This is a genomic window from Dyadobacter ginsengisoli DSM 21015, assembly GCF_059568735.1.
This window is the reverse complement of sequence record NZ_JCANTY010000002.1, coordinates 78,393-104,444: the sequence shown is the minus strand read 5'-3', so window position 1 is coordinate 104,444 and position 26,052 is coordinate 78,393. Positions and strand designations below refer to the sequence as shown.

The 26,052-nt window shown below is 46.7% G+C and carries 25 protein-coding genes; 13 read left to right on the top strand and 12 right to left on the bottom strand.

Translation table 11 applies throughout. From position 1 onward, the window contains the following. Positions 1-33: 33 nt before the first annotated feature. The 4 genes from mgtA to BP71_RS06845 all read left to right on the top strand — a co-directional run bounded on the left by mgtA (position 34) and on the right by BP71_RS06845 (position 4,224). The gene (mgtA, locus tag BP71_RS06860) at positions 34-2,598 is read left to right on the top strand and encodes a magnesium-translocating P-type ATPase (RefSeq protein WP_496377824.1); all 2,565 of its coding nucleotides are present in this window, start codon (positions 34-36) and stop codon (positions 2,596-2,598) included. A 115-nt stretch (positions 2,599-2,713) separates the two neighbouring features. Beyond that, positions 2,714-3,559, top strand: coding sequence for a universal stress protein (locus BP71_RS06855; RefSeq protein ID WP_496377823.1), 846 nt, complete (start codon positions 2,714-2,716; stop codon positions 3,557-3,559). Positions 3,560-3,588: 29 nt separating this feature from the next. Then, positions 3,589-3,825 carry a BON domain-containing protein gene (locus BP71_RS06850; protein WP_496377822.1) on the top strand — a complete coding sequence of 79 codons (237 nt, stop codon included), beginning with the start codon at positions 3,589-3,591 and terminating at the stop codon, positions 3,823-3,825. Between the two features lie 156 nt (positions 3,826-3,981). Beyond that, positions 3,982-4,224 (top strand): hypothetical protein, encoded by a 243-nt coding sequence (locus BP71_RS06845; protein WP_496377821.1) that lies wholly within the window; start codon positions 3,982-3,984, stop codon positions 4,222-4,224. Positions 4,225-4,293: 69 nt separating this feature from the next. On the opposite strand, the gene BP71_RS06840 is transcribed toward BP71_RS06845, so the two are convergent. The 4 genes from BP71_RS06840 to BP71_RS06825 form a co-directional block, all read right to left on the bottom strand. Further along, positions 4,294-5,133, bottom strand: a complete 840-nt coding sequence (locus BP71_RS06840; protein WP_496377820.1) for a universal stress protein — start codon at positions 5,131-5,133, stop codon at positions 4,294-4,296. Between the two features lie 13 nt (positions 5,134-5,146). Further along, the gene (gene scpC, locus BP71_RS06835; RefSeq protein WP_496377819.1) at positions 5,147-6,610 is read right to left on the bottom strand and encodes a succinyl-CoA:acetate CoA-transferase ScpC; all 1,464 of its coding nucleotides are present in this window, start codon (positions 6,608-6,610) and stop codon (positions 5,147-5,149) included. 25 nt (positions 6,611-6,635) lie between these two features. Next, the gene (locus BP71_RS06830) at positions 6,636-7,166 is read right to left on the bottom strand and encodes a hypothetical protein (RefSeq protein ID WP_496377818.1); all 531 of its coding nucleotides are present in this window, start codon (positions 7,164-7,166) and stop codon (positions 6,636-6,638) included. A 208-nt stretch (positions 7,167-7,374) separates the two neighbouring features. Beyond that, positions 7,375-8,220, bottom strand: coding sequence for a universal stress protein (locus BP71_RS06825; protein ID WP_496377817.1), 846 nt, complete (start codon positions 8,218-8,220; stop codon positions 7,375-7,377). 162 nt (positions 8,221-8,382) lie between these two features. Here BP71_RS06825 and BP71_RS06820 point away from each other — a divergent pair, with 162 nt between their 5' ends. Next, positions 8,383-8,967 carry a DUF4136 domain-containing protein gene (locus BP71_RS06820; RefSeq protein WP_496377816.1) on the top strand — a complete coding sequence of 195 codons (585 nt, stop codon included), beginning with the start codon at positions 8,383-8,385 and terminating at the stop codon, positions 8,965-8,967. Between the two features lie 36 nt (positions 8,968-9,003). Here the strand turns inward: BP71_RS06820 and BP71_RS06815 are convergent, their stop codons facing one another. Next, on the bottom strand, positions 9,004-9,354 hold the full coding sequence (locus BP71_RS06815) for a winged helix-turn-helix transcriptional regulator (protein ID WP_496377815.1): 351 nt from the start codon (positions 9,352-9,354) through the stop codon (positions 9,004-9,006). 74 nt (positions 9,355-9,428) lie between these two features. On the opposite strand from BP71_RS06815, the gene BP71_RS06810 reads away from it, so the two are divergent. The 4 genes from BP71_RS06810 to BP71_RS06795 all read left to right on the top strand — a co-directional run bounded on the left by BP71_RS06810 (position 9,429) and on the right by BP71_RS06795 (position 12,743). Then, on the top strand, positions 9,429-9,854 hold the full coding sequence (locus tag BP71_RS06810) for an SgcJ/EcaC family oxidoreductase (RefSeq protein ID WP_496377814.1): 426 nt from the start codon (positions 9,429-9,431) through the stop codon (positions 9,852-9,854). A 226-nt stretch (positions 9,855-10,080) separates the two neighbouring features. Then, entirely contained in the window at positions 10,081-10,482 is a 402-nt protein-coding gene (locus BP71_RS06805) for a VOC family protein (RefSeq protein WP_496377813.1), read from the top strand. Positions 10,483-10,822: 340 nt separating this feature from the next. Next, a complete protein-coding gene (locus BP71_RS06800) occupies positions 10,823-11,263 on the top strand; it encodes an rRNA adenine methyltransferase (protein WP_496377812.1) in 441 nt (146 codons plus the stop codon). A gap of 211 nt (positions 11,264-11,474) precedes the next feature. After that, positions 11,475-12,743: a gliding motility protein GldB-related protein gene (locus BP71_RS06795; protein WP_496377811.1), complete on the top strand. Its 1,269-nt coding sequence runs from the start codon at positions 11,475-11,477 to the stop codon at positions 12,741-12,743. A 334-nt stretch (positions 12,744-13,077) separates the two neighbouring features. Here the strand turns inward: BP71_RS06795 and BP71_RS06790 are convergent, their stop codons facing one another. Further along, positions 13,078-13,719, bottom strand: coding sequence for a hypothetical protein (locus BP71_RS06790; protein WP_496377810.1), 642 nt, complete (start codon positions 13,717-13,719; stop codon positions 13,078-13,080). 69 nt (positions 13,720-13,788) lie between these two features. Between BP71_RS06790 and BP71_RS06785 the strand changes: the two genes are divergently transcribed. Next, positions 13,789-14,868, top strand: a complete 1,080-nt coding sequence (locus tag BP71_RS06785; protein ID WP_496377809.1) for an imelysin family protein — start codon at positions 13,789-13,791, stop codon at positions 14,866-14,868. A gap of 474 nt (positions 14,869-15,342) precedes the next feature. On the opposite strand, the gene BP71_RS06780 is transcribed toward BP71_RS06785, so the two are convergent. Both BP71_RS06780 and BP71_RS06775 read right to left on the bottom strand, forming a co-directional pair. Continuing rightward, positions 15,343-15,750 (bottom strand): VOC family protein, encoded by a 408-nt coding sequence (locus BP71_RS06780; RefSeq protein WP_496377808.1) that lies wholly within the window; start codon positions 15,748-15,750, stop codon positions 15,343-15,345. A gap of 96 nt (positions 15,751-15,846) precedes the next feature. Then, the gene (locus tag BP71_RS06775) at positions 15,847-16,749 is read right to left on the bottom strand and encodes a helix-turn-helix domain-containing protein (protein WP_496377807.1); all 903 of its coding nucleotides are present in this window, start codon (positions 16,747-16,749) and stop codon (positions 15,847-15,849) included. Between the two features lie 121 nt (positions 16,750-16,870). Here BP71_RS06775 and BP71_RS06770 point away from each other — a divergent pair, with 121 nt between their 5' ends. Next, positions 16,871-18,235, top strand: coding sequence for a serine hydrolase domain-containing protein (locus BP71_RS06770; RefSeq protein WP_496377806.1), 1,365 nt, complete (start codon positions 16,871-16,873; stop codon positions 18,233-18,235). 146 nt (positions 18,236-18,381) lie between these two features. On the opposite strand, the gene BP71_RS06765 is transcribed toward BP71_RS06770, so the two are convergent. Then, entirely contained in the window at positions 18,382-18,780 is a 399-nt protein-coding gene (locus BP71_RS06765) for a winged helix-turn-helix transcriptional regulator (protein ID WP_496377805.1), read from the bottom strand. A gap of 81 nt (positions 18,781-18,861) precedes the next feature. On the opposite strand from BP71_RS06765, the gene BP71_RS06760 reads away from it, so the two are divergent. Continuing rightward, complete coding sequence (locus BP71_RS06760; RefSeq protein WP_496377804.1) at positions 18,862-19,761, top strand: NmrA family NAD(P)-binding protein; 900 nt, start codon at positions 18,862-18,864, stop codon at positions 19,759-19,761. 134 nt (positions 19,762-19,895) lie between these two features. Here BP71_RS06760 and BP71_RS06755 read toward each other — a convergent pair whose 3' ends face one another. Continuing rightward, the gene (locus tag BP71_RS06755) at positions 19,896-21,125 is read right to left on the bottom strand and encodes a serine hydrolase domain-containing protein (protein WP_496377803.1); all 1,230 of its coding nucleotides are present in this window, start codon (positions 21,123-21,125) and stop codon (positions 19,896-19,898) included. A 590-nt stretch (positions 21,126-21,715) separates the two neighbouring features. On the opposite strand from BP71_RS06755, the gene BP71_RS06750 reads away from it, so the two are divergent. Next, on the top strand, positions 21,716-22,366 hold the full coding sequence (locus BP71_RS06750; RefSeq protein WP_496377802.1) for a DUF5683 domain-containing protein: 651 nt from the start codon (positions 21,716-21,718) through the stop codon (positions 22,364-22,366). A 192-nt stretch (positions 22,367-22,558) separates the two neighbouring features. Here the strand turns inward: BP71_RS06750 and BP71_RS06745 are convergent, their stop codons facing one another. After that, positions 22,559-25,168 (bottom strand): permease prefix domain 2-containing transporter, encoded by a 2,610-nt coding sequence (locus BP71_RS06745; protein WP_496377801.1) that lies wholly within the window; start codon positions 25,166-25,168, stop codon positions 22,559-22,561. After that, on the bottom strand, positions 25,168-25,503 hold the full coding sequence (locus tag BP71_RS06740) for a PadR family transcriptional regulator (RefSeq protein ID WP_496377800.1): 336 nt from the start codon (positions 25,501-25,503) through the stop codon (positions 25,168-25,170). The genes BP71_RS06745 and BP71_RS06740 overlap by 1 nt, the downstream gene beginning before the upstream one ends. Positions 25,504-26,052: the final 549 nt, after the last annotated feature.

Below are 26,052 nucleotides of genomic sequence, written 5' to 3'. Positions count from 1 at the left end.
GGCCAATTTTACGGACACATTTTGCCTGAAATTATGCGCAATACATGTAACAGCATGCAGTTGGCCAACCCTACTTCACAAACCTGGCATGGTGAATTGCCCCTGTCGCAGCTTTACGAAGCATTAGCAACGGATGGTACTGGTTTGGATAAGCAAGAGGCCGCCCGAAGGCTGCAAAGCGTTCGCAGAAATGAGCACCACCCGGCTGGCCGTCTGCGAAAGATATTGGCCATTCTGGTCAATCAGTTCCGAAGTCCGCTGGTATTACTGTTACTGGTCGCAGTTGTTTTGTCGGCCTTTTTGGGTGAGGTTTCCGATACGTTGATTATCGGTTGTATCATCCTGGCCAGCGGGCTGCTGAGCTTCTGGCAGGAGTTCAAGGCAGGTAAAGCAGTTGAAAAATTGCAAAAGCTGATATCGCAAAAAAGCAGGGTATTTCGCGATAGCGCCGAGCTGACCATAGATGCGGCAGATGTCGTGGCGGGCGATCTTGTCCTGCTTCGGGCAGGTGATATCATTCCCGCAGATTGCCGCATCATCGATAGCAATGAGCTGCATGTGAATGAAAGCAGCCTGACCGGGGAAAGCTTTCCGGCAGAAAAAATGCCGGGTCAGCTCAACGGGCAAACAGCGCTTTCAGGCAGCTTTAATTGCCTTTGGCAGGGTACAAGCGTGATCAGCGGGACTGGCAGGGCGCTGGTTGTCCGCACGGGCCTGGATACCGTATTCGGTAAGTTGCGCGAAAGTCTGTCGGAAACCTCTGAAACAGCATTTGAGCACGGAATACGTGGTTTTGGCTATTTTCTCTTGCAGATTACCACTGTGCTGACCCTGGTGATCCTGGCTGTCAACATTTACTTTGGGAAGCCGCTGATCGATTCGGTGCTTTTCTCGCTGGCGCTGGCAGTAGGTATGGCGCCCGAGCTGCTGCCGGCTATCATGACCGTGTCCATGTCCTCGGCCGCTGCGCGCATGATGGAGCGCAAGGTGATCGTCAAAAAGCTTTCTTCGATCTTTAACCTGGGAGAGGTAACCGTGCTTTGCACCGACAAAACCGGAACGGTTACTGAGGGAGCTGTCCGGGTTTGCGATGCGGTGGACGCCGAAGGGAATTCTCAAAAGCAACTGCATTTATATGCTTACCTGAATGCGCTCATGCAGCAGGGCTTTGCCAACCCCATTGACGAAGCGCTGGTTGAGCTGGGCCTGGATACGCGGGGCTTCCGGCGGCTGAATGAAGTTCCCTATGATTTTATCAGAAAGCGCCTCACGGTGCTTACCGGTCACCAGGATGGAAATCTGATGATTAGCAAAGGTGCGTTTGAAAACATTCTCGAAGCATGTTCGAAGGTGCGGACCGGGCAGGGAGTCGACATTCCGTTAGACCAGGCGTACCGAAGACAACTTTTTCAGCGGTATCAAGCTTATGCTGAGCAAGGTTACCGGGTATTGGGCATTGCAATAAAACCGACCGAACTCGACCATATTACACGGAACGACGAGCGCGAAATGTCTTTTGCCGGTTATCTGCTGCTCGAAGATCCTTTGAAGGCTTCCAGTCTTACCTCGGTTCACAGACTGATGGACCTGGGTGTCACAGTAAAAATTATTACCGGGGATAATCGTTTTGCGGCCATGCACATTGCCCAAAAGCTGGGCATTGCATCCGACCGCGTGCTGACAGGCCCTCAACTCGATGAGCTCTCGCCTGAGGCATTTTTGCAGCGCGTTATGGGCACCGCCGTTTATGCCGAGATCGAGCCGCATCAGAAAGTCCGCATTGTTAAAGCGCTTCGTGAGGCGGGCGCAGTGACGGCCTATATCGGGGATGGGATCAACGATGTGGCCGCGATCAATGCGGCAGATGCAGGCATCTCCACCCACAATGCGGTTGACGTAGCCAAACAGGCGGCCGACTTTGTGTTAATGGAAAAGGACCTTTCCGTGTTGGCGGACGGGATCGTGGAAGGTAGAAAGTCTTTTGCTAACTCGATGAAGTATATTTTCATCAGTACCGGCGCTACGTTTGGGAATATGTTCAGCGTTGCCGGCGCGTCGCTGCTGCTGCCATTTCTTCCAATGCTTCCCAAGCAGATCTTGTTAACGAATTTCATCACAGACCTCCCCGCCCTGGCCATCGCCTCTGATGCGGTCGATCCACAGCAAACAAGCAGGCCCGGGAAATGGAGCATGAGCCTTATCAGGCGCTTTATGGTAGTTTTCGGGCTTCATAGCTCCTTCTTTGATTTTGTAACTTTCTATGTGCTGTATTATAAACTGCACCTGACCGGAGCGGCTTTCCGCACGGGCTGGTTTTTAGAGTCGGTTATCACAGAGCTTCTCATTCTGCTTATCGTCAGGACGCAAGGGCCATTTCTGAGCAGTAAACCATCAAAAGTTTTGGTTTGGCTGACGGTCGGTGCGCTGAGTGTTACCCTGCTGCTTCCCATATCCCCTTTGGCAAAAACGATGGGTTTTCTCGTGATGTCTGTGAAGGAACTGAGCTGGATAGGTTTTATCCTGGTTGCTTACATCGTTACCGCGGATCTGCTGAAAGTCTGGTTCTTCCGTCGCGTCAAAAAGGCCGCTCAACACTGAGCAATGTCATCTTTTGTGGTGCGGGCTGTCATCGCAACGGCATTGGTAAGAAACTAATTTAGTGCTGGCGTATAACCATCCAGGGTAGCGCAGTCACTTCTTTAACACCAAGCTTATGAGACGAATACTTGTTCCTTGTGATTTTTCGGCAGCGGCAAAACATGCTTTTCAGTTTGCTGTTGAAATGGCCGCTGCATGTGACGGTCATGTTCTTGTATTAAGGGTAATGCAGGTGCCAACCATTTTCGGAAACGGCATGCCCGGACAGCCTTATTCAGCGGTCGACCCCATATCGATGATCGACGAATGGATGGCATACAGCGAAAAGGAGTTCGGTAGAATGAAAAACAAAGCTGCCCGAGGTTCTGATCGCGCAGAGTTGCTGCTGGAAACCGGGTATGTAAACGATGTCATCCGCGACGTAATATCACGGGAGAAGATAGACCTGGTGGTCATGGGCACCGAAGGCGCCTCCGGCTTGAAAAAGTTCTTTATTGGTTCACATACCGAAAAAATCGTTCGTGCTTCTGCCGTACCTGTTATGGCCGTGCATGGCCCGTTCCATATGAATCAGGTTAAAAATATCATTTTTCCGACGAGCATGGAGCTAAACCAGAAGCCACTCGTAGAGCAGATCAAAACACTTCAGGCCTTGTTTGGTGCAGTCATCCATTTGCTGTATATCAACGGTTTCCCTTTTAGTCTCGAGTCCGATGAAGAGGCCGAGCGAAAACTGGAAGAGTATGCCCTTTTTTATGATTTAAAAGATTACACCGTTCACGTGAGCCGCGGACTGAACGTCCAACAGGGTATTTTGAAATATGCGCGCCGCATTCCCGGTTCAATCATCGCTATGGGTACGCACGGCCACAAAGGCCTGGCCCGTATCACAGAAGGTAGTGTTGCCGAAGATGTGGTTAACCATCTGACGGAACCTGTCTGGACTTATGTAATGCAATAAGTAAGTATGAACCAACAGCCCGATTTATTATGACAACCTGTATCCCCGATCTTGCTATTGCTGAACAGATCAGCAGCATTCTTGCGCGTGATGTCCGCATCAACGATGATGATATTCATGTAAGCGTTCATGACGGCTGGGTATTTCTGGATGGCCACGTCGACTTCGAGGTCGACCGGGATCTGGTCCAGTCGCGGATTGAGAATGTTACCGGTGTTTGCCGGATAACCAATAATCTGACGTACCCGCGCTCGGCAAGCTATTGACTTTTGTAACAGAGAGAGGGCTGTGTCATCATTGCCGACCTACGTACATGTTCAACCCAAGCGTCGTGGTCGCCATGTCATCCCTTTAAAAATACCAGTTTGTACGCGCCCGCTTGGCCATCAGCAGATACTTGAATCAAATTAAACCTTACTACTATGACCTACCAAGCAGATCAGGAAAAAGTTACATTCGTGCTTCCCTTGTATTTTATTAAAGCGGAAGTGACATTTACCCGGCAATCGACAGACGATGGGCTTACCATACCGCTTGCACGAGAAAATGGCCCCCGGGTGAGCATTTCAACGCACCAATTTGCAAAAGGCTTCTGGCTGGCCCAACTGACCTGGTCTGCCGGACGTGAGCGATTTTGCAGCGAGGGCTGGTTTGAGATCGCCTGAACAGATCAAGAATAAACAAGAAGGGGCTGCGCCGGCAGCCCCTTCTTGTTTATAAATCCGCGAGTTATATTACGGATGCGCTATAAAGATCGGTAAATTGAGATTTCGGATCAGCGGATCAGCAGTGCTGGGTGTAAGCATATTAGAAAAGGCGCTACGACCATATGATCCCAAAACGACCAGCGCCTTTTTCTTATGCGTCAAAAAGGTAAAAAGTTCCGAGCTGGGATGGCCGTGAAGTTTCTTGAAGTGTGCGTTAGAGTAGTGCGAGCTGACCAACGGGACTAGTTTGGCGATGTTGGGGTCGTCTTGTTCGCCTTCATTAACCACCTGCACGATTGTCAGCCGACAGTCTTCCAGTTCGGGCAAAAGATAGGAAAACTGCTTGATGGCATGGGCGGCTGCCGCATTCCCATCGTAGGCGAAGACGATCTCATCTACTCCCTCGAAGTAGGCGGGCGCGATCATTACAGGGCATTCGATGGCACACAATACTTCTTTTAGGAAAGCGCTGGGTTTTTTCTCATCCGAAGGCTCGAAAGCCAGATTGTTACCTATGATCATAAGATCCGCATAGCGGCTCTCAGCCAGGATTTGTTCAAGCGGCTCGTGCGGGTTTTCATGCACGCTCACGTGTACTCCCTGCCGCTCGCAAATCGCACGGAAAGTACTTTCGTTTTCGCGGAGCAATTCCTGTTTTTCCTTGAAATCGGGGAGATCACTCACTGTAAGTGTCTCGGCAAAAGGTGTGCCAAAAGCAATCTTCATCTCTGGGACTTCCCGGTAAGGTGTGTCCAGCATAAAGATTCCCGTTAATCGGGACTGGGTCAGCCTGGCTACATAGCAGGCGAACTGGGCGTGATGGGTATTGAGGTGATCGGCATCGATCACAACACGAATGTTTTTCATTATGACTTAATGTTTAAATGGATTGCAGAATATGGCCTTTCATAGAGCCGGTTTCAGCCAGGTTGGTGTGCAGCCGGAAGGCTTCTTCCAAAAGGTGAGGGGTGTGGCCGCCACGCTGACAGGCGCGTTGGAAATAATTTGAAAGTTCATCATAGTAGTCAGGGTGTACACAATGGCTGAGGATTGCCTGAGCCTTTTGTCTTGGCGCCAGCCCTCGCAGGTCGGCAAGGCCTTGTTCGGTGACAATCACATCCACGTCGTGCTCGGAGTGGTCCACGTGGGTAACCATGGGAACTATACGCGAAATGTTACCTCCCTTGGTAACCGACTCTGTTACGAAAATGCTCAGATAGCTGTTCTGGGCAAAGTCGGCAGAGCCGCCGATGCCATTGACAATGTGACTGCCCGAGATGTGTGAGGAATTTACATTGCCATAGATGTCACATTCCAGGGCAGTATTGATCGCGATAACACCCAGCCGTCGGATCACCTCGGCAGCATTGGTAATGTCCTGCGGGCGGAGCAGGATCTTATGGCGGTAGCGCTCTAAATCGGCAAATACTTTTTGGTACCAGTCTTCCGATAGCGTCATTGAGCTTCCTGAGGCAAAATCCATTTTGCCACTTTCAATTAATTTAAATGCACTGTCTTGCAATACCTCCGAATACATGGTGAGGTGCTCGAAGTCGCCTTCTGCGAGCGCGCCCAGGACAGCATCGGCAATTTTGCCGATCCCCGCCTGAATGGGCCTGAGTGAACGGGTCAGCCGCCCGGCAGCGATTTCAGCTTCAAAGAAATGTAACAAATGTGCTGCAATGGCGCCAGCGGCGGCATTGCCTGCGGCGGTTTCGGCCGGGCTATCCTTTTGGTGGGTGAATACGATCGCAGCGATTTTTTCAGGGTCGCAGACAATCACATCCTGTCCTATACGCTGCCATACCTCCGTAATCGGCAGTATGGCTCGGCCGGTAGGGTCTTCAGGCAAAAATACATCATGGATTCCACGGATTTCGATCGGGACTGCCTCGTTAATTTCGATAATTATCTGCCTGGCCTGCTGAACGAAAATTGCGGAATTACCTACCGAAGTCGTTGGAACAATACTGCCATCGAGGTCGATTGCCGCAGCTTCTATGATGGCAATGTCGATGGGAGGCAAAAAGCCGTTGCGGATATGGATGGCTGTTTCGCTCAGGTTCTCGTCGATGTACGACAGGCCACCCTCGTTAATGATCGTCCGCATAACTGGATCGGATTGGAATGGGAGACGCGTCGTGATCGCGCCTGCTGTGGCCAGCGCGCCATCGGTTCCATGCCCCAAGGAAGCCCCGGTCATCAGGGTAATGCGGGTGTGGTTGTTTTCCGCCTTTTCGGCAAACGCGGCTAATACCGCCTTGCTGTCACCGGACCGGGTAAATCCACTGGCGCCTACCACCATTCCATCCACAATGAGCGACGCAGCCTGTGTGGCGGACATTATCTTGGGATTTAGTGCTATACGTTTAATTCTGGACGTGTCGAACATTGCGTTTGTGTTTTATTTTGAAGGATTTCGTAACGGGTGAAAGGCTGGCCTGCCCGCTGTCAGTTCTCAGCAGGCGAAACATAGCCCATGCAAGCAGTAAAGGCATCGGGAAGGCGGCGTAAAGCCCGAGCGGGGCAATAGCGACGCAGAATATGATTCCTGCCCAACAGCCTGTTTGAAATAGCCGACCTCTGGCGGTCATGGCCAGGGCGATCAGTAGTTGGCCGGCGGCTATCGTCAGTACCATCGGTGTAATGATTGGAATGAAAGCACCCACTATAAACCGTTTGTAAAGGGGCATGGCGCTGTCCGCAAAGTCCTGATAGCTCCAGGGAGTGTCCAGCGCGATATACGCATTGACGCCCGCGGCGAAAAGGAATAGCAGGAACAAAATAATGCGGGCCAGTGGCGGACGTGTTTTGCTGATCCAGATCAGAAATATCGCCAGCCCGTTACAGGTCAGGTAAAAGGCCCAGGAGACCATGTCAAGGAATTTGAGCGAATCCATAGTGCTGCCTGTTGAAGTTGAGATACCAGATTAACTATCTCAAAATAAGCATTATGTATCGTTAGAAAACTTGACAGGGCTTACCTGGGAATATGATCTCTATCAGGTTTTAGACCGCTTGGATTAGTACGGCTTTGTGGGGGGGCGCGCAAACCAGTGTGCAGATTTTGGTTTAGTTTAGGTTAGTTATGCATTTGGTTTTTTGATTTTAAATATGCTCGGAAAGCTTGTAGGTCCATACAGGCTCATGGGTATGGTTGATGACGTTTTCCGCAACGCTTCCCAGCATCAGGTGCGTCAGCCCGGTATACCCGTGGGTTGCCATCGCAATCATTGAACCCGGCATGCGGGAAGCAAATTTGAGCACTCCTTTTTCTTCGGTGGCAGCATGGGTAACATGTATACCAAAGTTGGAAAGACCATAAAATGCTGCCAAGTCGCTGAGCATGGCTGTCAGCGTGTTATCAGTGTCTTTACAGTCGGGCGTCTTTACGTAAAGCAGGTGCAGCCGCGCTTTAAAAAATGTTTGTAATGCCCTGACCTGCCACATGAACCGGTGCTGGTCCAGATCGATCGTTGTCGGGAAAACGATGTTGCGGATCTGATTGATCTTTTGGCCCTTATGTATTGAAATGACAGGTATAGGGGCGGTTCTGACGACTTTTTCGGTATTCGAACCCAACATCACCTCAGTAATTCCGCTGCTTCCGTTTGTTCCCATAACGATCAGATCAGCTTCCGTCTCGTGAATGGTTTTAATCACTATCTGATGCAGCAATCCCTGCTCTACGCGAAAGCCAGGTTCAAGCTGCGTTTTCAGCTCGCCTCTGACCCGGGCAAAATCCGCGGTTGCCTGGCGGCCCAATTCTGATAGTATCGAAGCCGAGCCGATAGGATATCCATTCGGGTCCAGACTTTCCAGATAAGCCGGCGTCAGATTCACTACATGAAGGGCCGTTACCTCGCCTTGGGCAGCCTCGGCCAGCTCGATGGCAAACCGGAGTGCGGATATGGAAAGTGCAGAGAAGTCAAAAGGGACAAGGATCTTTTTCATATGCAGGTCGCTAAAATGATGTGGGCAGTTGAAGGTTCTGCAAGTTGTTGATATACAAGTTTATAAAAGATGACCGATAAGGTCTTGCGGACTGACTTTGCTCATGTTCAGGCCAGCTTGCCGTCCATAATTTTATGTTCATATCAATTTTTGTATTGAGCTATGAGGACAACGTTGGCTATACTCGGGATGTTCTTCATCGGATGCAGTCCCGAGATTCGGGTTTATCACGATGTTGACAAGAACGCCCCTGTTAACCAATACCATACCTTCCAGTGGGCAAAAACAGACAGCGTGACCTGGGGTGATAATCCGCTTTATTTCAATCAGTTAAATGACTTCCTCATTAAGCAGGCAGTTAATGATTTGTTGATCGCAAAGGGTTATTTGCTTGATCAGGGTACATCCGATCTGACGCTACGCTACGATATCCGTATCGACGAACAGTCTATGCTGCTTCCCGACCCATATGGTTATCTGTACGGCGACTACTGGATGATGCCGCGTGATCACCTGTTTCGATACCGGGAAGCGACATTGATCGTCGATGTCTGGCATTCACAGACCAGCAAGCTAATCTGGCGTGGCTGGGCAGTGGCAGCCATCGAAGTAGTATTTGATGATGGAAAGAGTCCGGATGTTGTCATCCGGTCAGCCGTAGCAAAAATCCTGGATGCATTTCCGGCGCATGTAGCACAACGCGACACCATAAGTTCAGTTGCAACAGGCGACCGGCGTGAAAACTAAAAGGGTCGACTGTTCGACTCCAACCCAACCTACTGGTTAGGTCTTTTTAAACATTATTCCCCAACGATATAAACTCATTAGTACCGGTTCCAGCAAAAGGCCTTTGGTTGTGAGACTGTACTGAACTTTCAGGGGTTTTTGCGATATTACTATTTTGACCACCAAGTCGTCTTTTGCCATTTCATTTAATTGCTGGCTGAGCATTTTCTCCGAGATCAGCGGGATATGCGCTTTTAGCTCTGAAAAGCGCAACGGGCCATAAAGCAGGAGTTGCCCGAGGATAGTCAATTTCCAACGCCCATCGATTTGTGAAAGTGCGGCCGCCATATCGCAGGATTCGACCATTTGTTTTTCGTTGATGTAATTAGTTGAATTTTCCTTCCGCATAGATCACATACAATTTGGTAAGTTATTGCCCCTGGCAATTAAGGCATCTATTTTTGAGTCGAAAAAAGAAACATATGACAGAAAAAAACAGCCTCCCAATAGAAAACAGTGCAAAAGGGCAGATAACAAAAATAGTTAAACTTATGATGGATGGCTTTGCCCGACAGGATGCCGAGGCATTTGCATCGGTTTTCGCAGTTGATGCGGATTGTATCATTCGCGACGGAGAACATTTGAGCGGTAAAAAGGCAATCCTGGAAACCCATACCAGGATCTTTTCCACCATCTATAAAGAAGGGACTAGATCCGGTTATGAAATTGAATCCATCCGTTTTCTTACACCCAATGTTTCCCTGGTAAGGCTCCGGGGCCATATGGAGTTTTCAAGAGATGGAAAAACAGCCGAGGTGAACGGACGTATCAGCCTGGTCGTTAACCGCGTGAACGAACTATGGCTAGTTGTACTGTTCCAAAACACTTCTGTAATGACCGTCGTATAGCCAACCGGCTCATTCCCATGACTACCGATTTGCGGGATTCTGATCTGAATCCTGCGCAGCCAACGTTCTGATATGATCTTGGGCCGCTTAACAAACCCGTCATGGACTACTGAGGCGGGCTTACGCTCATTTCTTAACATCATTTTGGAATGGTTATCGGCTGCTGACATACTGTTGTCAAACGCGATTGTTTCTTTGGGAAATCAGACACTAATCAAACCAATTTATGACATTTATCTCGGCCCGAATCATTACCGCCAATATCAACCGGCTAATCGATTTTTATCAGCACATTACTGGCTTTCCTGCTACACGTTACACCGAAGATTTCGCAGAGCTCCGAACGCCGGTGGCTGTGCTTGCCATCGGTAGCATGCGTACTTTGCAACTGATGGGCGTAGAAGGCGCAGCCGCACCGGCTACAAATCGCTCAGTGATCCTGGAATTCCGGGTTGACGACGTGGATACACAATATCAAAGGCTTGCTGACTACCTCGGCGAGGCGCTGGTGCAAACGCCGACTACTTTACCGTGGGGAAATCGTTCACTACTCTTCCGCGATCCGGATGGTAATTTGGTTAACTTCTTCACGCCTGTTACGGCTGGTGCGATCGAACGTGCCAGGTAGTGAAGTAAACGATCATTATTGCTTGAAGAAGTTTGCAAGATAGTGATCAAAAGCGCCGCCAACCTCCTTAAGTCTTCCAGCAAAAGGTTCGACCCATGTCCTATGGGTTCACCCTACGGGACAAGTCCGAATTGAATGGATCTGTCCCGTTCTTTTTGCCTTATAATTCTTTGAGTACGCAAATTCTGTCGTTAATCTATATTCTTAAAAAGATTTCAAATGATTTGTCGGCCACGACATCGGAAAAACTCAGGCGGACGTTTGCAAAATATTTAACTTGGAAAACCCTATCTGTTTCAGAAGGGCTGCTTTCATCCAAAACCGTCTATTTGTAATCTATATGTTTTTTGACCCGGAAAACCATGTTGTAAAACTATGCGCTGAAGGAATCGCGTTGGAAGGTGAACCCGAAAAGGCGGGTTTATATTATCGAAAGGCTTGGGATGCGGCCGTCAATAATGAAGAACGATTCATTGCGGCTCATTACGTTGCCCGGATACAGGCCACAGCTTTGGAAAAGCTCCGGTGGGATCAAATTGCCTTGAATGAGGCCTTGAGCATTGGCAAAGAATATGTTAAGGAAGCCTATCCGTCTTTGTATTTGAATCTCGGTAAATGCTATGAAGACATGTCCGATTTCAAAATGGCCATAGAGCACTATGAACAAGGCTTAACATTCAGCGAGCATCTCAATGATGACGGGTACAGCAAGATGGTGAAATTGGGGCTTGAAGGCGGTTTGAAAAGGGTTACGCTCTTACATGTAAATCTACGGGCCTAGATCCTTGTAAACCTGACGGGTAGGTGTCAGGTGTGCTTCCCGGGTTTGGGCAGAACCAGACCAGTTTGCTGGTTATTCCACATAATTGTAACTTACTTTTACCATTTGCTATCAACTAAATGTAAGTTAAAGTCTATTCGAAATTTACCTCACAATCTTTAAAATGAGTAATCCAGCTTTATTGAAGTGTATTCAAGTATGCGTACTAGCAATGTCGCTTCTTTTAACTACTAAGATTTTTTCACAGGATTTTAATCCGGGAGCAGACAAATATCAAAAGCTGGCAGACAGTTTGGGCGAAGCAAAGCAATATAAAGCAGCTGCCAGAAGCTATCATGCCGAGGGGGAAGCCCGCAGAATGCTGGCATACAAAAGACAGCCCGCTGTAAATGCCACCTATTTCTATGCGATGGCCCAAATGCCGGATAGTGCGTTGGCCAGCCTGGAAAAAGCCGTGAAATTGTATGGGTTTAGCAATAGGAAGTGGATAGAATCTGAGCCTGGCTTGGCGGCGGTCCGGAAGTATCAGGCATATTCAGACCTACTTCGGTACATGTCCGACAAAGAATACGCGCAGCGCGATCCGGATCGCGCTGCGGTGATCACGAGCGACATAGCTCTGTTCTGGAAAGTTTATGACCGGTATAAGAAAGACTCTTCCAATGCTCAGAAGTTGTTTCTCACCGAATATTTCGAGAAAGGCAGTCCCAATTTGCAGGAATATTATAGAATTAAAACTCCAAACATTGGCGGTATCAGAGGTTTTGTTCACAACCTTGAAATTATGCCTGAATATTACGCCAATATCCGGACCAAAACAGAACAGGTTAGCACATTGGAGGATTCCCTCCGTGTGATATTCCGGAATCTGAAACACTGGTATGCGCCGGCCACTTTTCCTGACGTGACTTTTGTTATCGGAGGATGGAGCTCAGGTGGAACCGTTACGGGTTACGGCTCCATCATGGGGGTCGATATGCAGGCGGCGAGCAATGGTACGCCCACTCATGAATTGAATTTGTGGCAGAAAAAAAACATGCTGCCATTTAACGAATTGAAACATGTGGTAGCGCACGAGCTGGTGCATGTACAACAAAATAACATGGCCGCTGACACCATCTTGCTGCGCTATGCGATCGTGGAAGGTATGGCCGATTTCATCGGGGAATTGATCAGCGGTAGAACGGCCAATCAACGCCTCCATGTCTGGGCTGTTGGAAATGAACGGAAGGTTTGGGAAGAGTTCAAAAAGGAAATGTATCTGGATCGTTATTCAAACTGGATTGCTAATAGCAGTCAGGAGACAGCCGACCGCCCTGCCGACTTAGGTTACTGGGTAGGGTATCAAATTTGCAAGGCTTATTTTGATCAGGCAACCGACAAGAACAAGGCTCTTCACGACATGCTCAACATCAGGGATTACAGGGCATTTTTGACGCAGAGTAAAGTGGACGAAAAACTTTCACGAGGTAACAAATAGACCACCCAGGCTGGCACTGTGACGGCGTCAACCCGCAGTTTATCAAGCAATAAGCTGAGGGTCGTAAGTCGTGGTACATATCTAAGGCTTAGCAGCCCATTAACATAACCAGAAGTTATAGATTGAAAATACTTTCCCGGATGCTTTAATGTCAATATTTTAACAAGCAAAATTCGATGTTATACAATAAGCAATGATGTAGTGAGCGGCACACATTAAAGCTGGACGGATCAAAAACTTAAAAAAACAATCTTGCCCAAAACGTCTTGGTAGTTCGAAAAACATGCGTGAAGCATGTCCGAACGGCGTGCGCCCGATATTACTGCTACGTCAGTTACTTTGGTTTCTTTTTTAAGAAATAAAGATAATCTCCGTCGAAGTAGCTTCCTGCACTGGTGATCACAACCGGGTGAGTCATGTCTGTCTGCACAAAACCTTCGGTGCAAAGTAAATCCTTACTATCGATATACACTTTAAACCTGAAGGTGGCCTTACTGTTAACGGGGCTTTTCGCCAATGCCGGAGTCCAGATTATTCCTGAATACTGGGCGCTGCCCATATTTTCGACCCGTTCGAAGATACCGGATGATGTGACGTCGCCCGATGACAACGTGGGGGCGGACATCAATAGGCATTGTTGAAATCGCCCGTAAATTCTGAAAGACGGGTTTACGGACGATTCTTCCCATTTAGTGATGGTCAACGTCACTTCCCGGGCAAACTCACCGGATTCATTCAAATAAAACAGCCGGTTGTCAGCAATATCAATATGTCCGTCTGGGTCTGTCTGATTGGCAATCGTTAGCCGCCAGGAATAACCCGGTCCCGAACGGTCCCCGGTCGGCCCGAATTGTCCTGCTCCGGGCTTGTTACCCTCGGGTTCGGGATTTTTCTTTTTACAATCCGATACAAATAGCACGAAAATAAAAAACGCGATGAGGCGGACAATTTTAATCGCCAGGTTGTTGTTTTTCATGTGACCGTTGATTTATTTAACGTTACAACGAAAAGCCGGGTTGAAAAAGTAAGTCTATTTAAGACCGCTATGAAATATTTTGTATGTCTCTTCGTAGTGCTTTTGCTGGCATGTTCGAAGGAAAAACAGCCTGAGCCTATTTCGGTTTCCGACCGCGAATTTGCATTACAGGGCATTGGCAATGCCGCCATCATCCGCAGTTTTCTTGATCTTCAGAATTCAGTAAATGCGCTAAACGAATTTGCGATTTCATATCAATACGATTCTACAAACACTCAAAAGCTGCTTGCGCTCAGGAAAGAATGGGTCAATTCGGCCGTGGCCTGGAAGGTGTCGGCGATATTTTTGCAGGGTAAATTCAGCACTGATGTCTCTTCGTCCAATCTTTACACTCAGGCTAATGCAGCGGACATAGAGGATATTATTTCGTCTAATGTCCCAGGATTTGACCAGACTTACATGCAATCGCTTGCAGAAACGTCCACGGGCCTGGCAGCGATCGAATACCTGATATACGGTACTAACCGGGGAAATCCAGAGTCGGTAATATCTGCGTTTAGAGGTTCCCGTCGCGGGGCTTTTCTACGCGGGCTTTGTCTGGATTTAAAACAACGGAGCGATCAGTTGTTGTATCAATGGAGTATCGGGGGCAACGGTTATCTCAATCAGTTTATGGCGTTAAGCGGTCCTGAGCGAAGTTCGTCGATCGGCCTGCTTACCGACAATATGATCAGTACCATTTCCAAAATAAAAGACGAAAGGCTGGGTGCCCCCCTGGGAGTGAATCAGGGGACAGTGCGCCCGGCCTTAGTCGAATCCAAATATAGCGGCCAGTCCGCAGCCTTGCTTATCGCCGAACTAAAAAGTGTGCAACAGTTATTTTTAGCAAAGAGGACAAATGGTGTCGGGGCAAAAGCAATATACTGGCTTCTGGACCAGGCAGGTGCCAGGTCGGCTGATATGGCACTCAGTGCAGCTATTGAGGCACAATTTATAGATGCCTTCCAGAAACTCGACCTCATCAAAACACCTTTGGAACAAGCAGTTTTAACTAATCCGGAACAAGTGATGGCTGTATACGAAGCGGTCGGAAAACTGCAAAATCTGATTGAAAATGAAGTCGTCGCCGGACTACACTTTCGTGATTAGTTTGATTTAAGGGAGCGGTTATACTACAATTTCTGGTCCGTCTCGCCGACCAGCTTCAATATTGTAGGGATCAGCGCTCTTAGACGATCTTTCAATACACTGTATTTCATTGCAGGCAGCGAGGCCGCAAGGAAATTGTTGTGCAGCGCAGGTGTGGGAACGTATTGGTAATCCGGACGAACCGCGTAATGCTATCCATGCTTTTCTGATTTGTCTCCTGATTCTCCCTCAAAGACCACTTTTATTTTGCAAATTCCACTGTGCTGTCGTTCCAGCCACCCTCTGCAACTCTGATAGCCTCACAATTGTCACACCACGCTTGAAAGTCGTCGTCCGACAATTCCTTCCTTCAATGTTTCGAACGATTCCTCAAACCAACTTTGATGATGAAATTCAGATGCTGACATACGAATACGTTCAAAAAAAGTGACCGACACGAATTTGTCGATCACTTTTTTGATTATCCAACTTTTATTAGGATGCCGGAAACTGGCTCTCATCCATGTAAGCAAACTCCCACTGATGACCATCCAAATCGGCAAAGCTGTGCTGATACATCCAGCCATGATCCGCAGGCTCTTTGTAAATAGTAGCGCCCAATTCTTTTGCCTTGGCTATTATCTGTTGAACTTCATCCCTGGAGCCAGCATCAAGGGCGATTAACACCTCAGTGTTTTCATGGGCATTGCAAATCTGTTTTTGAGTAAAGGTCCCAAAATACGGTTCGGTCAACAGCATCGCATAGATAGCGTCGCTGATCACCATGCAGGCGGCATTTTCATCCGTGAACTGAGGATTAAACCCAAAGCCAAGACCTTCAAAGAATGCTTTTGATCTGTTAAGGTCAGTTACTGGAAGATTGACAAAAATTTTAGTGGCCATTTGCTTTTTTTTAAAGGTGATTGAATAAACATCGCTGCAAATAAAAAGCGCCCTGCTCTGTCTGGCTGGTTAAAAGCTTGGGCATAATGGTGAATTCTATTTGTCCTTGCGTTTCCTGAAAGCCAAAGGAGACATTCCGACATGCTTCTTAAAGAAACCGCCAAAATTAGCAGGGTCGGAAAAGCCAAGTTGGTAAGCTATCTCGGCTATATCGACGTGCGTGTACAACAGTAGTGATTTTGCTTCAGTCAATAAACGGGCAGCGATGTATGAAAGCGCATTTTTGCCCGAAACGGCCTTGACCGATTGAGAAAGATGATTAGGGGTCACCGAGAGAAGGTCGGCATATTCTTTTACGGTTCTTTTGTCGATGTAGTGGTTGTTCACCAATTGAAGGTATTTACTCAATAACAGTTGTTGGGGCGTTGCAAACCGCGTCATTTTCTTTCTTTCTGCGACGAACGCCTTCATGTAGTAAAATAGTGCAAGCAGTCTTGCCCTGGCTTCCATATGCGATTTATCGCCTGATCTGTCATAGGCCGTAAGTACATCTTCGAAATGAGGTGACAGCTTCTGAAAGGTCGCATGGTCCAGTTTGAAAAGGTTTGTGTATAATCGGTTGAAGAATGGGAATTCTTCATGAAAATCAGGCCTTAAAAACGAAAAACACTCAGATTTAAAATAGATTACGTATCCTTCCAATGTCTCATCGTGAGAGAAGCTATATACTAAATCGGGAGAGTGGAAAACCAGGTACGATTCCGGATTCGTAACTGTTTTGTCGCCATAATCGACTTGTGCGTTGCCTGAGTTGAGAAATAGCGCAAAAAAATAAAATGACCTCTTAAAGGGAGGCTTGTAGATCTCTACCGGGTGTTCCAACTTTCTTAGCCTGAGACAATAGAAAAGCGGGTTCGTTGTTCTCCCGGGTGATGGGATCGAAGCCAGGAAGGCATTAATGTCTGTATAATAAGGAATTGCTGTTTTCTGCTTACCCATAGGAATACTATTGAGGCTGGTCGAAAGCGTCTCTCAGGAGTACATACAATCTTAACCTTTCGCTGTCTCTTTCCCGAAAATACCAATAAACTTCCTACATTATAGACATTTCCTATCCCCTATGAAACACTTAATTTACCTGCTCCCGATCGTTTTGTTGCTTTCCTGCGCTAAAAAGGAAGACAAGTCTCCATCCGATCCCAACCTGGAAGCCAAAATAGATGGTATTGTCAAACCGTACATCGACAAAACCGAGGCCGCGGGCATAGCCGTTGGCGTATTTAGAAATCATAAACCACTATTTCAGAAGGCTTATGGATACGCCGATCTGGAATGGGATGTGAAACTTCCGGTTACTGCGTCATTTGAGATTGGCTCGGTCACGAAACAATTCACCGCAGCTGCCATTTTGCAGCTCGCCGGGCAGGGAAAACTGACATTGGAAGATGACCTCGGGAAGTATTTAAGGTTTGATACGCGGAACCGGAAGGTCACGATACGGCAGTTACTGAGTCACACCTCGGGCATTAAAGGTTATACGGAACTACCGAGTTTTGAAATGTTGTCGATTGTAAAGCACAGCAGAGATACCCTATTGCGCATCGTAGAAAAAGAAAAATTCGATTTCGAACCGGGCGAAGCATTGATCTACACTAACACCGCATTTTTTATGCTCGGTCTTATCATCGAAAAAGTGAGTGGAATGTCCTATGAAGAATATGTCAAAAAGAATCTGTTCGATAAAGCCGGGATGACTAATTCCTATTATTGCAGCGAAAACAAAATCACGAAAAATAGGGCGCATGGTTATGACAGGGCCGAAAAAGGACTGGTGAGAGCCGCCTATCTCGATCACACCTGGCCATATTCGGCCGGTTCGTTATGCTCGACTGTCGGGGATCTGGAGAAATGGAACAATGCGCTGCATCACGGGAAGATCCTCGATGAGAAAAGCTACAAGGAATTTTTAACACCTGTAAGTCTGAATGACGGGACTGTCACCCGGTACGCAAAGGGCATTACCATCACAGACTGGAAAGGAAAACGCCTTGTAGAACATGGCGGGGGCATTAACGGCTTCCTCTCCCAGAACAGCTATTTTCCGGATGAGGATGTGAGCATCATCGTTTTGATCAACACCACCAGCGTTGGTCCCAGGCAGGTCGCCGATAAAGTGGCAGACCTCGTTTTTAATGATTTGCAAGCCAATAAGCCTGCCCATTTCCCAGGTGATCTGACAAAATTTACGGGCAGCTACAAAGGCCGGGGACGTGGCGAGGATATAAATGTTAGAATCGGCAAAAACGGACTTACCCTCGTGGCAACACTTGGGAATGAGAAACCTCAGCCGCTCAACTACATCAAGGAAAATTTGTGGACGGACGGAAGTAACAATTATCTGTTTAAACAAAAAGAAGGCCGGGTCGCGGAATTGGGAATGGATCAGGTTTACGGGTATTTTGTTTTGAGGCGGTTGTCTGATTAATCCGGGGGCGATCGCGCCTGGAAGTTTACATTTAGCTCCATTTTGGGCGTACCAATGGATTTGGGGCAAGAGGCCTAGTGGACTAAAGTGATTAACTCAGCTTTCATCCAGGCCGGTGTTTCTGCGATTCAGGTTAAGCTCTCCTATTATTCGCCAGGGAAGTCGGCGATCTGCTTCTTGAATTGATTGGATTGATTTTCGCCATGCTCCACGGCCCATTCTGCCATTGCTAGTAGTACAGGGCGTAGTGCTTTTCCTTGGGTGGAAAGCTGGTAGGTTACATAAGGCGGGACAACGGGCTTGGATTCCCTGGTGATCAGCCTGTCCGCTTCCAGTTGCTTGAGCTGTTGTATTAATACCTTCTCGGTTATAGCAGGAATGGATTTTCGCAGTTCATGATAACGCTTAGTGCCGGCAAGCAGGTTGAAAAGGATGATGGGCTTCCAGTATCCTCCGATCTGCTCCATAACGAATGTCACGGGACAGGCCGCAAAGGCGTTGCTCTTATTTTCCTGAATTACCGATGTTTCTTTAATCTCTGCCATGTTGAACATACCATTGGGTAAGTACTTGTACAAAAGTAAGTTCAATTCTAGTTTTGCCCAAACATTCCAAACAAAGAAAAAATGAAAGTAACAGTAACAGGATCTTTGGGTAACATCAGCCGTATCCTCACAGAAAAATTAGTAGCGAACGGGCATATCGTAACAGTGGTAAGCTCTAATCCGGAGCGTAGTCATGAAATTGAGGTGCTGGGAGCGATTCCTTTGACTGGCTCGGTAGAAGATTGCGGGTTTCTAACACGCGCTTTTGAGGGTGCAGATGCAGCCTATTTGATGATCCCACCCAATTTCGGTACAGCCGATTTGAAGCAGTATATTAAGACAGTCGGCGAATATTATGCTAGGGCCATTAAAGAAACAGGTGTAAAGCTGGTAGTCAATCTGAGTAGTATCGGTTCACATCTTGAAGCTGGTCTTGGTCCAACGGGCCCAAACTTTTCTGTTGAACAAAAGCTGAACGAATTGCCTGGCGTAAATGTCCTGCACCTTCGGCCTGGAATGTTCCTGACGAATTTCTACGGGGCAATACACATGATCAAGCATCAGAGAATGCTGGGCAATAATTTTGATAGCTCTGTCAGCCTGCCACTCACTCATCCAAAAGACGTTGCGGAATTGGCCTTCAATGCGATCGACCAGTTCTCTACATCGGGAAAAATTGTTCAGTATGTGATCAGCGACGAAAAGAATGGCAGTGAAGTTGCAGCGGCACTGGGTCAGGCAATAGGGGAGCCTGGTTTGAATTGGGTCGAATTTTCAGATGAGCAACTGTTAAACACTTTGGTACAAGGCGGCTTTTCGGAACAAATGGCGACGGTGTATATGGTTGAGATCGGAATTGCATTACGACAAGGTAGTTTCACCGAGGACTATCACAAGGTAAACGGCAAGTTGGTTGGCGGCACGACCCTTGCCGAATTTGCAAAGGAGTTTACCCTGGCATATCAGTCCGCTGAGCAGTGAAAAGCCTGGTTCCAGCCATCAGGACATTCATTGAATTTCGTCCCCGGCTTTCATCCAAGCCCATTAAAAAGCTGCCGCAATTCATTTGCTGCAGATTTTTAATGGGCGGTTATTTACGTTATTTAAAATTCTATTTAAAGCGGCACAAACGAATTTTCGTACATCTGCGCGATGACAGTCGGATCTGAAATATCACTCTGAGGCGAATTGGCAAATACTGCTACCTGTACAGGGCCGAAGTCGATAAAGATCGTTTCGCAATTATAGCCGACCCCGCTTTTATAAAAATAGCTGCCCTTCGTTCCGGTAAGTTTACCATCGAAGCCGAGCATCTTGGATTTCATCTGGTTGAGCTCCGTAACGGTAAGTAGTTCGTTTTTAGCAACTTTTGAGGCAAGTTTCCCAAATTGGGAAGCACTCAGATATAAGCCGGTAGCACCACAGTCCCAACGAATGATTGCCTTGTCGATTCCTGGCTCATCACCATTTCTGGCCGGGTAGCCCTGTGTAGACAGGCTCGCGCTGATCGGGCCCATTTGTCCCCAGGGATTTTGCCCCCAGGCTTGCCAATCGATTACTGTTGCATGTTCAAGCCCGGCAGGAACAAACACATTGGTGCGTACAATGTTGCGATAATGCTCGCCATATAACGCGAAGTTTTCGGCTGTCGCATTCAATTCGTTCCATTTAGCAGCATTACCCTGTTTTTTTAATTCAGTTGCTTCCACATAAGGAAGTATGATTCCCAGAAGCAAATAGTTGATATTGTTATTTTGCTTTGTTTTAGAATTAAATATACTTTCATTGACCGGTCCTTCAACAGTCAACTTAACTTTATCCCAATTATTTGGATAATAAATAAGGCCTGTTTTATGTGCTAAAATTCGCTCAAAATCCAGCTCTTTAAATTGAGAACTGGGTGCCCAGTTTTTGGGAATATAGTTCCATACTTTTGTAGTAAGAGGTAAATTGTATTTTTTGAGAATTTTTATAGCAGCAATGGCGGTTACGTATTGTGTTGTGGTCAATACCTCCTGTTTTATGATAGCACCGTGCAGCTGAAAGCTTCCTTCGAAGTGCTTTCTGGCAAAGCCATCGCCGCCATTGGCCCGGTAAAATTCCTCCCCGTTATTGTAGACCGCATAACCAAAACCAACCTCGCCTTCCAGGAGGTTTTCTATTTTGATTGCAAACTCATTGGCGTCAAATTTGGTCGGGATTCCCAGTTTCGCGTTGTGATTTTTCCCTTCTGTTTGTGCTGATAAATCCTCTGTTGGAATGAGGTCTTCTTTGCAAGACGTAGTAAACAGTGCGGCAGCTGCGAAAATGCCCAGGCCGATTGATTTAAAAAAGTGTTGTTTCATCGTTAATTGGATTTGAGTATGGATAGCAGTTTCATTTATATCACAAATGTATGGTGAAGACTAAAACCCAATTTTTAACAGTTCTGTAAAAAGAATAAAAAATTATAAATGCAGATTCGGGCGGAGGTACCGGCTGTATATGATATCGACTGGGGGAACTTCTGGCATCAAAGCTCCGATTTGTGGCAATCGGAGGTGCCGACGGTGGCTGTCACGAGCATGCCTTAGAGCTGTTTCGAGCGAAACGGGGCGGGAAGATGGGCGACATGCACACAGGCATGATTATGCAGAAAACCGGGAAGTTGCCAGAAAGTAGCAGAATAAGGCTCGTAACGTTCCATTGAGGTCGAAAGTCAGGCTCATGGTGTTGCTACTGCGATTCTCGGATTATCAAATGATTCGACTCAAGTAACGAGTGCCACCAGTTTCCTGGTCTTGTATCTCACGAAACGAGTGGTTGAAAAGACTGCGTTAACCTAAATAACTTCTTAATTAAAATCCCGATTAAGCCAGACCTTCAATTAACATTTTTTATGTTGTAGAAATAAGTTTCCGTTAGTTGCTTGCGGCCTGAAACTGTCACGCATGCCATGAAAACCATTCGAAAATTAACGGCCTTCTTCGCGGTTTATATAGTATTGGCGTCGACCTCGGTAATATCTGCTTCTGTTTTTGACAGTCAGGGAGTCGTCATTAAGGACTCCGCCAGTAAATTGGCAAAAAACAGGAACTTAGCAAGTCCAAAAAAGGCAGCCATCCTCGCAGTCATACCTGGACTTGGGCAGATCTACAATAGGGAGCTCTGGAAAGCTCCAATCGTTTATGCGTCGCTGGGGGGAAGTATTTTTGCTTACCACCTCAATTCGATAAAACATCAAGATTTTTTAAAAGCGTATCTGTCATTTTATGATCTGAGCACTGGAAATCTTGGTCAAGGTATTAATCATAATACAGTGAAGCCTGTCATTGTACGAAATATGTTCAATACAAAAAACACAGAATCCTTGCTCACGGTAGATCAAATCGCCAAGAAAAAAAATGTGTGGAATAGGTACAAAAACCTTTCAGTTTTGGCAATTGGAATCATTTATGGTCTCAGCATTATTGAAGCCAACGTCGCTGCTCACCTTAAAACATTTGACGTGTCAGATGATATCTCCGTTTATATTTCTCCAGGTCCGCCGAAGTTCACATCCGCTGGTCTTATTCCGGGTGTTCAGATCGTTTTCAGTTTTAAATAAATCGCGTGTCAGCCAGAACTGTGTCGGACATCCTCTTTTTGTCAGGTTCTTCAACTAAATCTCTTCGTTCTCTTTCTCGGAGCTTGGTCTGTTCTTTAAATAAGCAGGTCGTTTTTCTGTACACTCATACATATTACTCGCTTTTTATCTATTCTGCGATTATTTGGGTATATCAATACCTTTTATCGCGACTCATTCCGACTGCAGACTTTTTACCGGGTTCATGAAAGCAGCTTTAATGCTTTGAATGCTAACCGTAAATAATGCGATCACGATTGAAAGCAAGCCTGCAAGCACAAACATCCAGGATTCTGTGTCAATCCGATAAGCGTAGCCCTGCAACCACCTGTTCAAGCCGTACCAGGCTAGAGGCGTTGCGATAGCAATGGCAATCATCACGGAACCCATAAAATCCTTTATCAATAGCTGTACAATACTCAGTGTACTTGCACCCATAACTTTTCGTATGCCCACTTCCTTGGTCTTAACCTGGGCCATGTATGTGGCCAATCCAAACAAGCCAAGGCAGGAAATTAGAATAGCGACTAGCGTAAAGAATTTGAAAAGTGTCCCGATACGCTGCTCAGACTTGTAAAGATTATCGTAAGTCTGATCCAGAAACGTATACTCAAAAGGTGCATCCGCGTTGTACTGCCTCCATATTTTTTCAATGTAAGCAATTACCTGTTTGGCATCTTTGCCATTGGTCTTGACATACATTTCGTAATTGCCAGGTCGGTACCGCAAAATAGCCGGTTCTATTCTTTGCTTTAGGGACGCAAAATGAAAATCCTTCACTACTCCAATAATCGTCCCCGAAGTGCCGAATAGTTCGAAACGTTTTCCAATGGGACTTTTAATTCCCGCCTCTTTTACAGCAGTTTCGTTTAAAATATAATGTACAGAATCGGATGTGATTCCTTTAAAGCCTTGTCCATAAGTAAGTTGTAGGTTGAAAACGGAAAGGAAATCCTTGTCCACTGTCAGCGGATGAATAAAGAACTTTTGATCCGGGTCTTTTCCGTCCCAATCCGTTTCGGTAGTTGTCGTGGCCATATCCAGGATCAGATCACTCGCGCTTGTGGCACCCTGAATCCCGGAGCTGCCCGAAAGCGTGGCTTTAACGGATTGGATGTCAGATACCATGTTTCTCAATTCGAATCTGAAAATATGTTCCTTATCATATCCCAGCTGCTTATTATTGATGTATGCCAGTTGCCGGTCAATGATGATTGTGCCGCAGATCAGCGCTACCGAAAACGTGAATTGGACTGTTACAAGTATTTTACGGAAAGCGGAATTGGTAACTCCTGGCGACACTTTCCCTTTCAGCGCTTTCAATGGTTCAAAAGAGGATAACAGCAATGCGGGATAAATGCTGCATAATAGCAATGTGGAAACGACTACCACTGAAATTACAACCCAGATGTTGGTATCCACCATGCTGAATACCATGTTTTTGCCAGTGAAATTATTATAAGCCGGCATCAATAGCCGGGTAAGTAGCATGGCAGCAATGGTAGCGAAAACAAAAACCAGCAGGGTTTCTAAAATGAATTGGACAAATAGCTGTATTTTGCCTGCTCCAATCATCTTACGAACACTGACCTCCTTGGCCCGGATCATCGCACGCGCGGTAGAAAGGTTGACATAATTGATGCAAGCGATAAACAATATAAGAATACCGATGCCTAGAAATATCCGTACAGTCTTTATCAGACCATCACTTCCATCGGTTTGATAAAGATGCATTTCTGAAAGGGGTTGCAAACTGTATGGGTCAGTAATGCCAATGTTTCGAAAATTTTTGACCAGTGTTTGCGCTAGCTTATTACTCACTGTATCCCTGGATGCACGCGGGTCCAGCTGTAAAAAAGTAGTATAGCTAAAATTTCCCCAATCTGCATTAATTGATTTTCCATCATGCGCAAGGGAAAAGTTTTTTGCGTACAGCGCCATAGAAAAAAGCATGTCATACCGAATGCTCGAATTATCGGGAAAGTCATTTACCACACCAGAGACAATAAAACTGCCATTGCCGTCAGCAACTATTACCTTGCCAATCGGATCCTGATCGTTGAAATAACGTTGAGCAGAAGACGCAGTAAGGACAACCGAGTTATCGCTGGGGAATGGATTGGCGGAATTCCCTTCTAACAATGCAAAGTCAAACATAGCAAAAAAGGTAGGGTCTACGTACCCGATCTTATCTTCCTTGAATTGCTTGTCTTTGTATCGGAATATGGAGAAATCCGTGTTGTTTTTTATACGGACCGCATTTTGTATTTCGGGGATTTCATTTTTGGCAAAAATGGCAATGGGCGCATGGGAATTGATCCAGATTTTTCGATCTTCTCCCTTACCCATATTGGACAGGACCCTGTAAATGTTCTGCTCGTTCCGGTGAAATTTATCAAATCCCAGCTCATTTTGAACCCAAAGAAGGACAAGGATCCCAACCACCAGGCCCGAAGTGAGGCCGAAAATATTAATAGCAGAGTAAACTTTGTGACTGATTAGGTTTCTCCACGCGATTTTGAAATAGTTAGTAATCATATCATGGCTAAATAAAATGTGAGGATACTCGCTTTTTCTTCTCATATAACTTGGTTTAATAAACCCAAGCACTTGCCGCCAGTACAGGCGCCGGGCATTTCTTTCTCCAACTTGTCGAACCTGATAAGAGAATTCTTCATGCAGGTCGCCCTGGATGATTTCCAGCAAATGCGGGGCGAGGAACCATTCGAGCACCTTATCAGCCAGCCTGGGCGGTTTTACAGGATATTTTCCGGGCTCTTTCATTAACTCGCAGTCAGTTTGACCAGGTTTGTTAGCTTCGACCAAAAACCGCTTCTTACTTCCTGGATCTGCTGCAAAGTGCGCTCCCCGTATACCGTTATCGTGTAAAGCCGTTTTCTCCTTCCCCCGCGTTCGGCTGTGGCTCCGCCGATCTCAGATTTTACCATCCCTTTTTCTTCCAGGCGCTGCAAAGCAGAATACACCTGATTCAATTGAACAGTGCGTCCGGTTTGCCCGGCAATGTCGTGCATCAGAACCACACCATATGCCTGTCCACGAGTTACAGCGACGGCCAATAAAACTATCTCTTCAAACTCTCCCAGGTAGGTTCGGTTCATCGGTCTTTTTATTAATCCCACATTTGCTGGACAAATATCTTGCCATTGCCAAATGAAAGATATAAATATTTGTATTTCAAGTTGTTGTGATTCGATAGTCAGTTTCATGTGTACGCAACTGAACATTTTTTGTTCGTTTTAGAACAAAGGTTGATATGATAGATTAAGCTTTTGATTTTTCTATACCTCTGATCGACCCGTCGTTCTATAATTCTCACTTGCCTCGTACCATCCATTGGCCGTCTACCAGGTAAAGGCCCATATGTTAATTGGCTTTTTGATGAGTTGTTCGTGCCACGAACGCAGGATACTCATCGGCAAGGCAAGAAACCGCCTCTTAATCCTAAGTTTCATGCTGGATTGATTGCCGCCGCTTACGCGGGTGAGGGGCGGACGCTTTTAACGCCTTCTCCATGATATTACGACACCTGTTACAGGCAGACTGGGGCAGTAAGGCTTGCCAGAAATGCGAGAATTTTTCCGGGCAACCCAGGTATGCTTCCAACGCGAGTTCATATTCCGCAGCTTCTCGTCCCGGCCTTTTTCCTC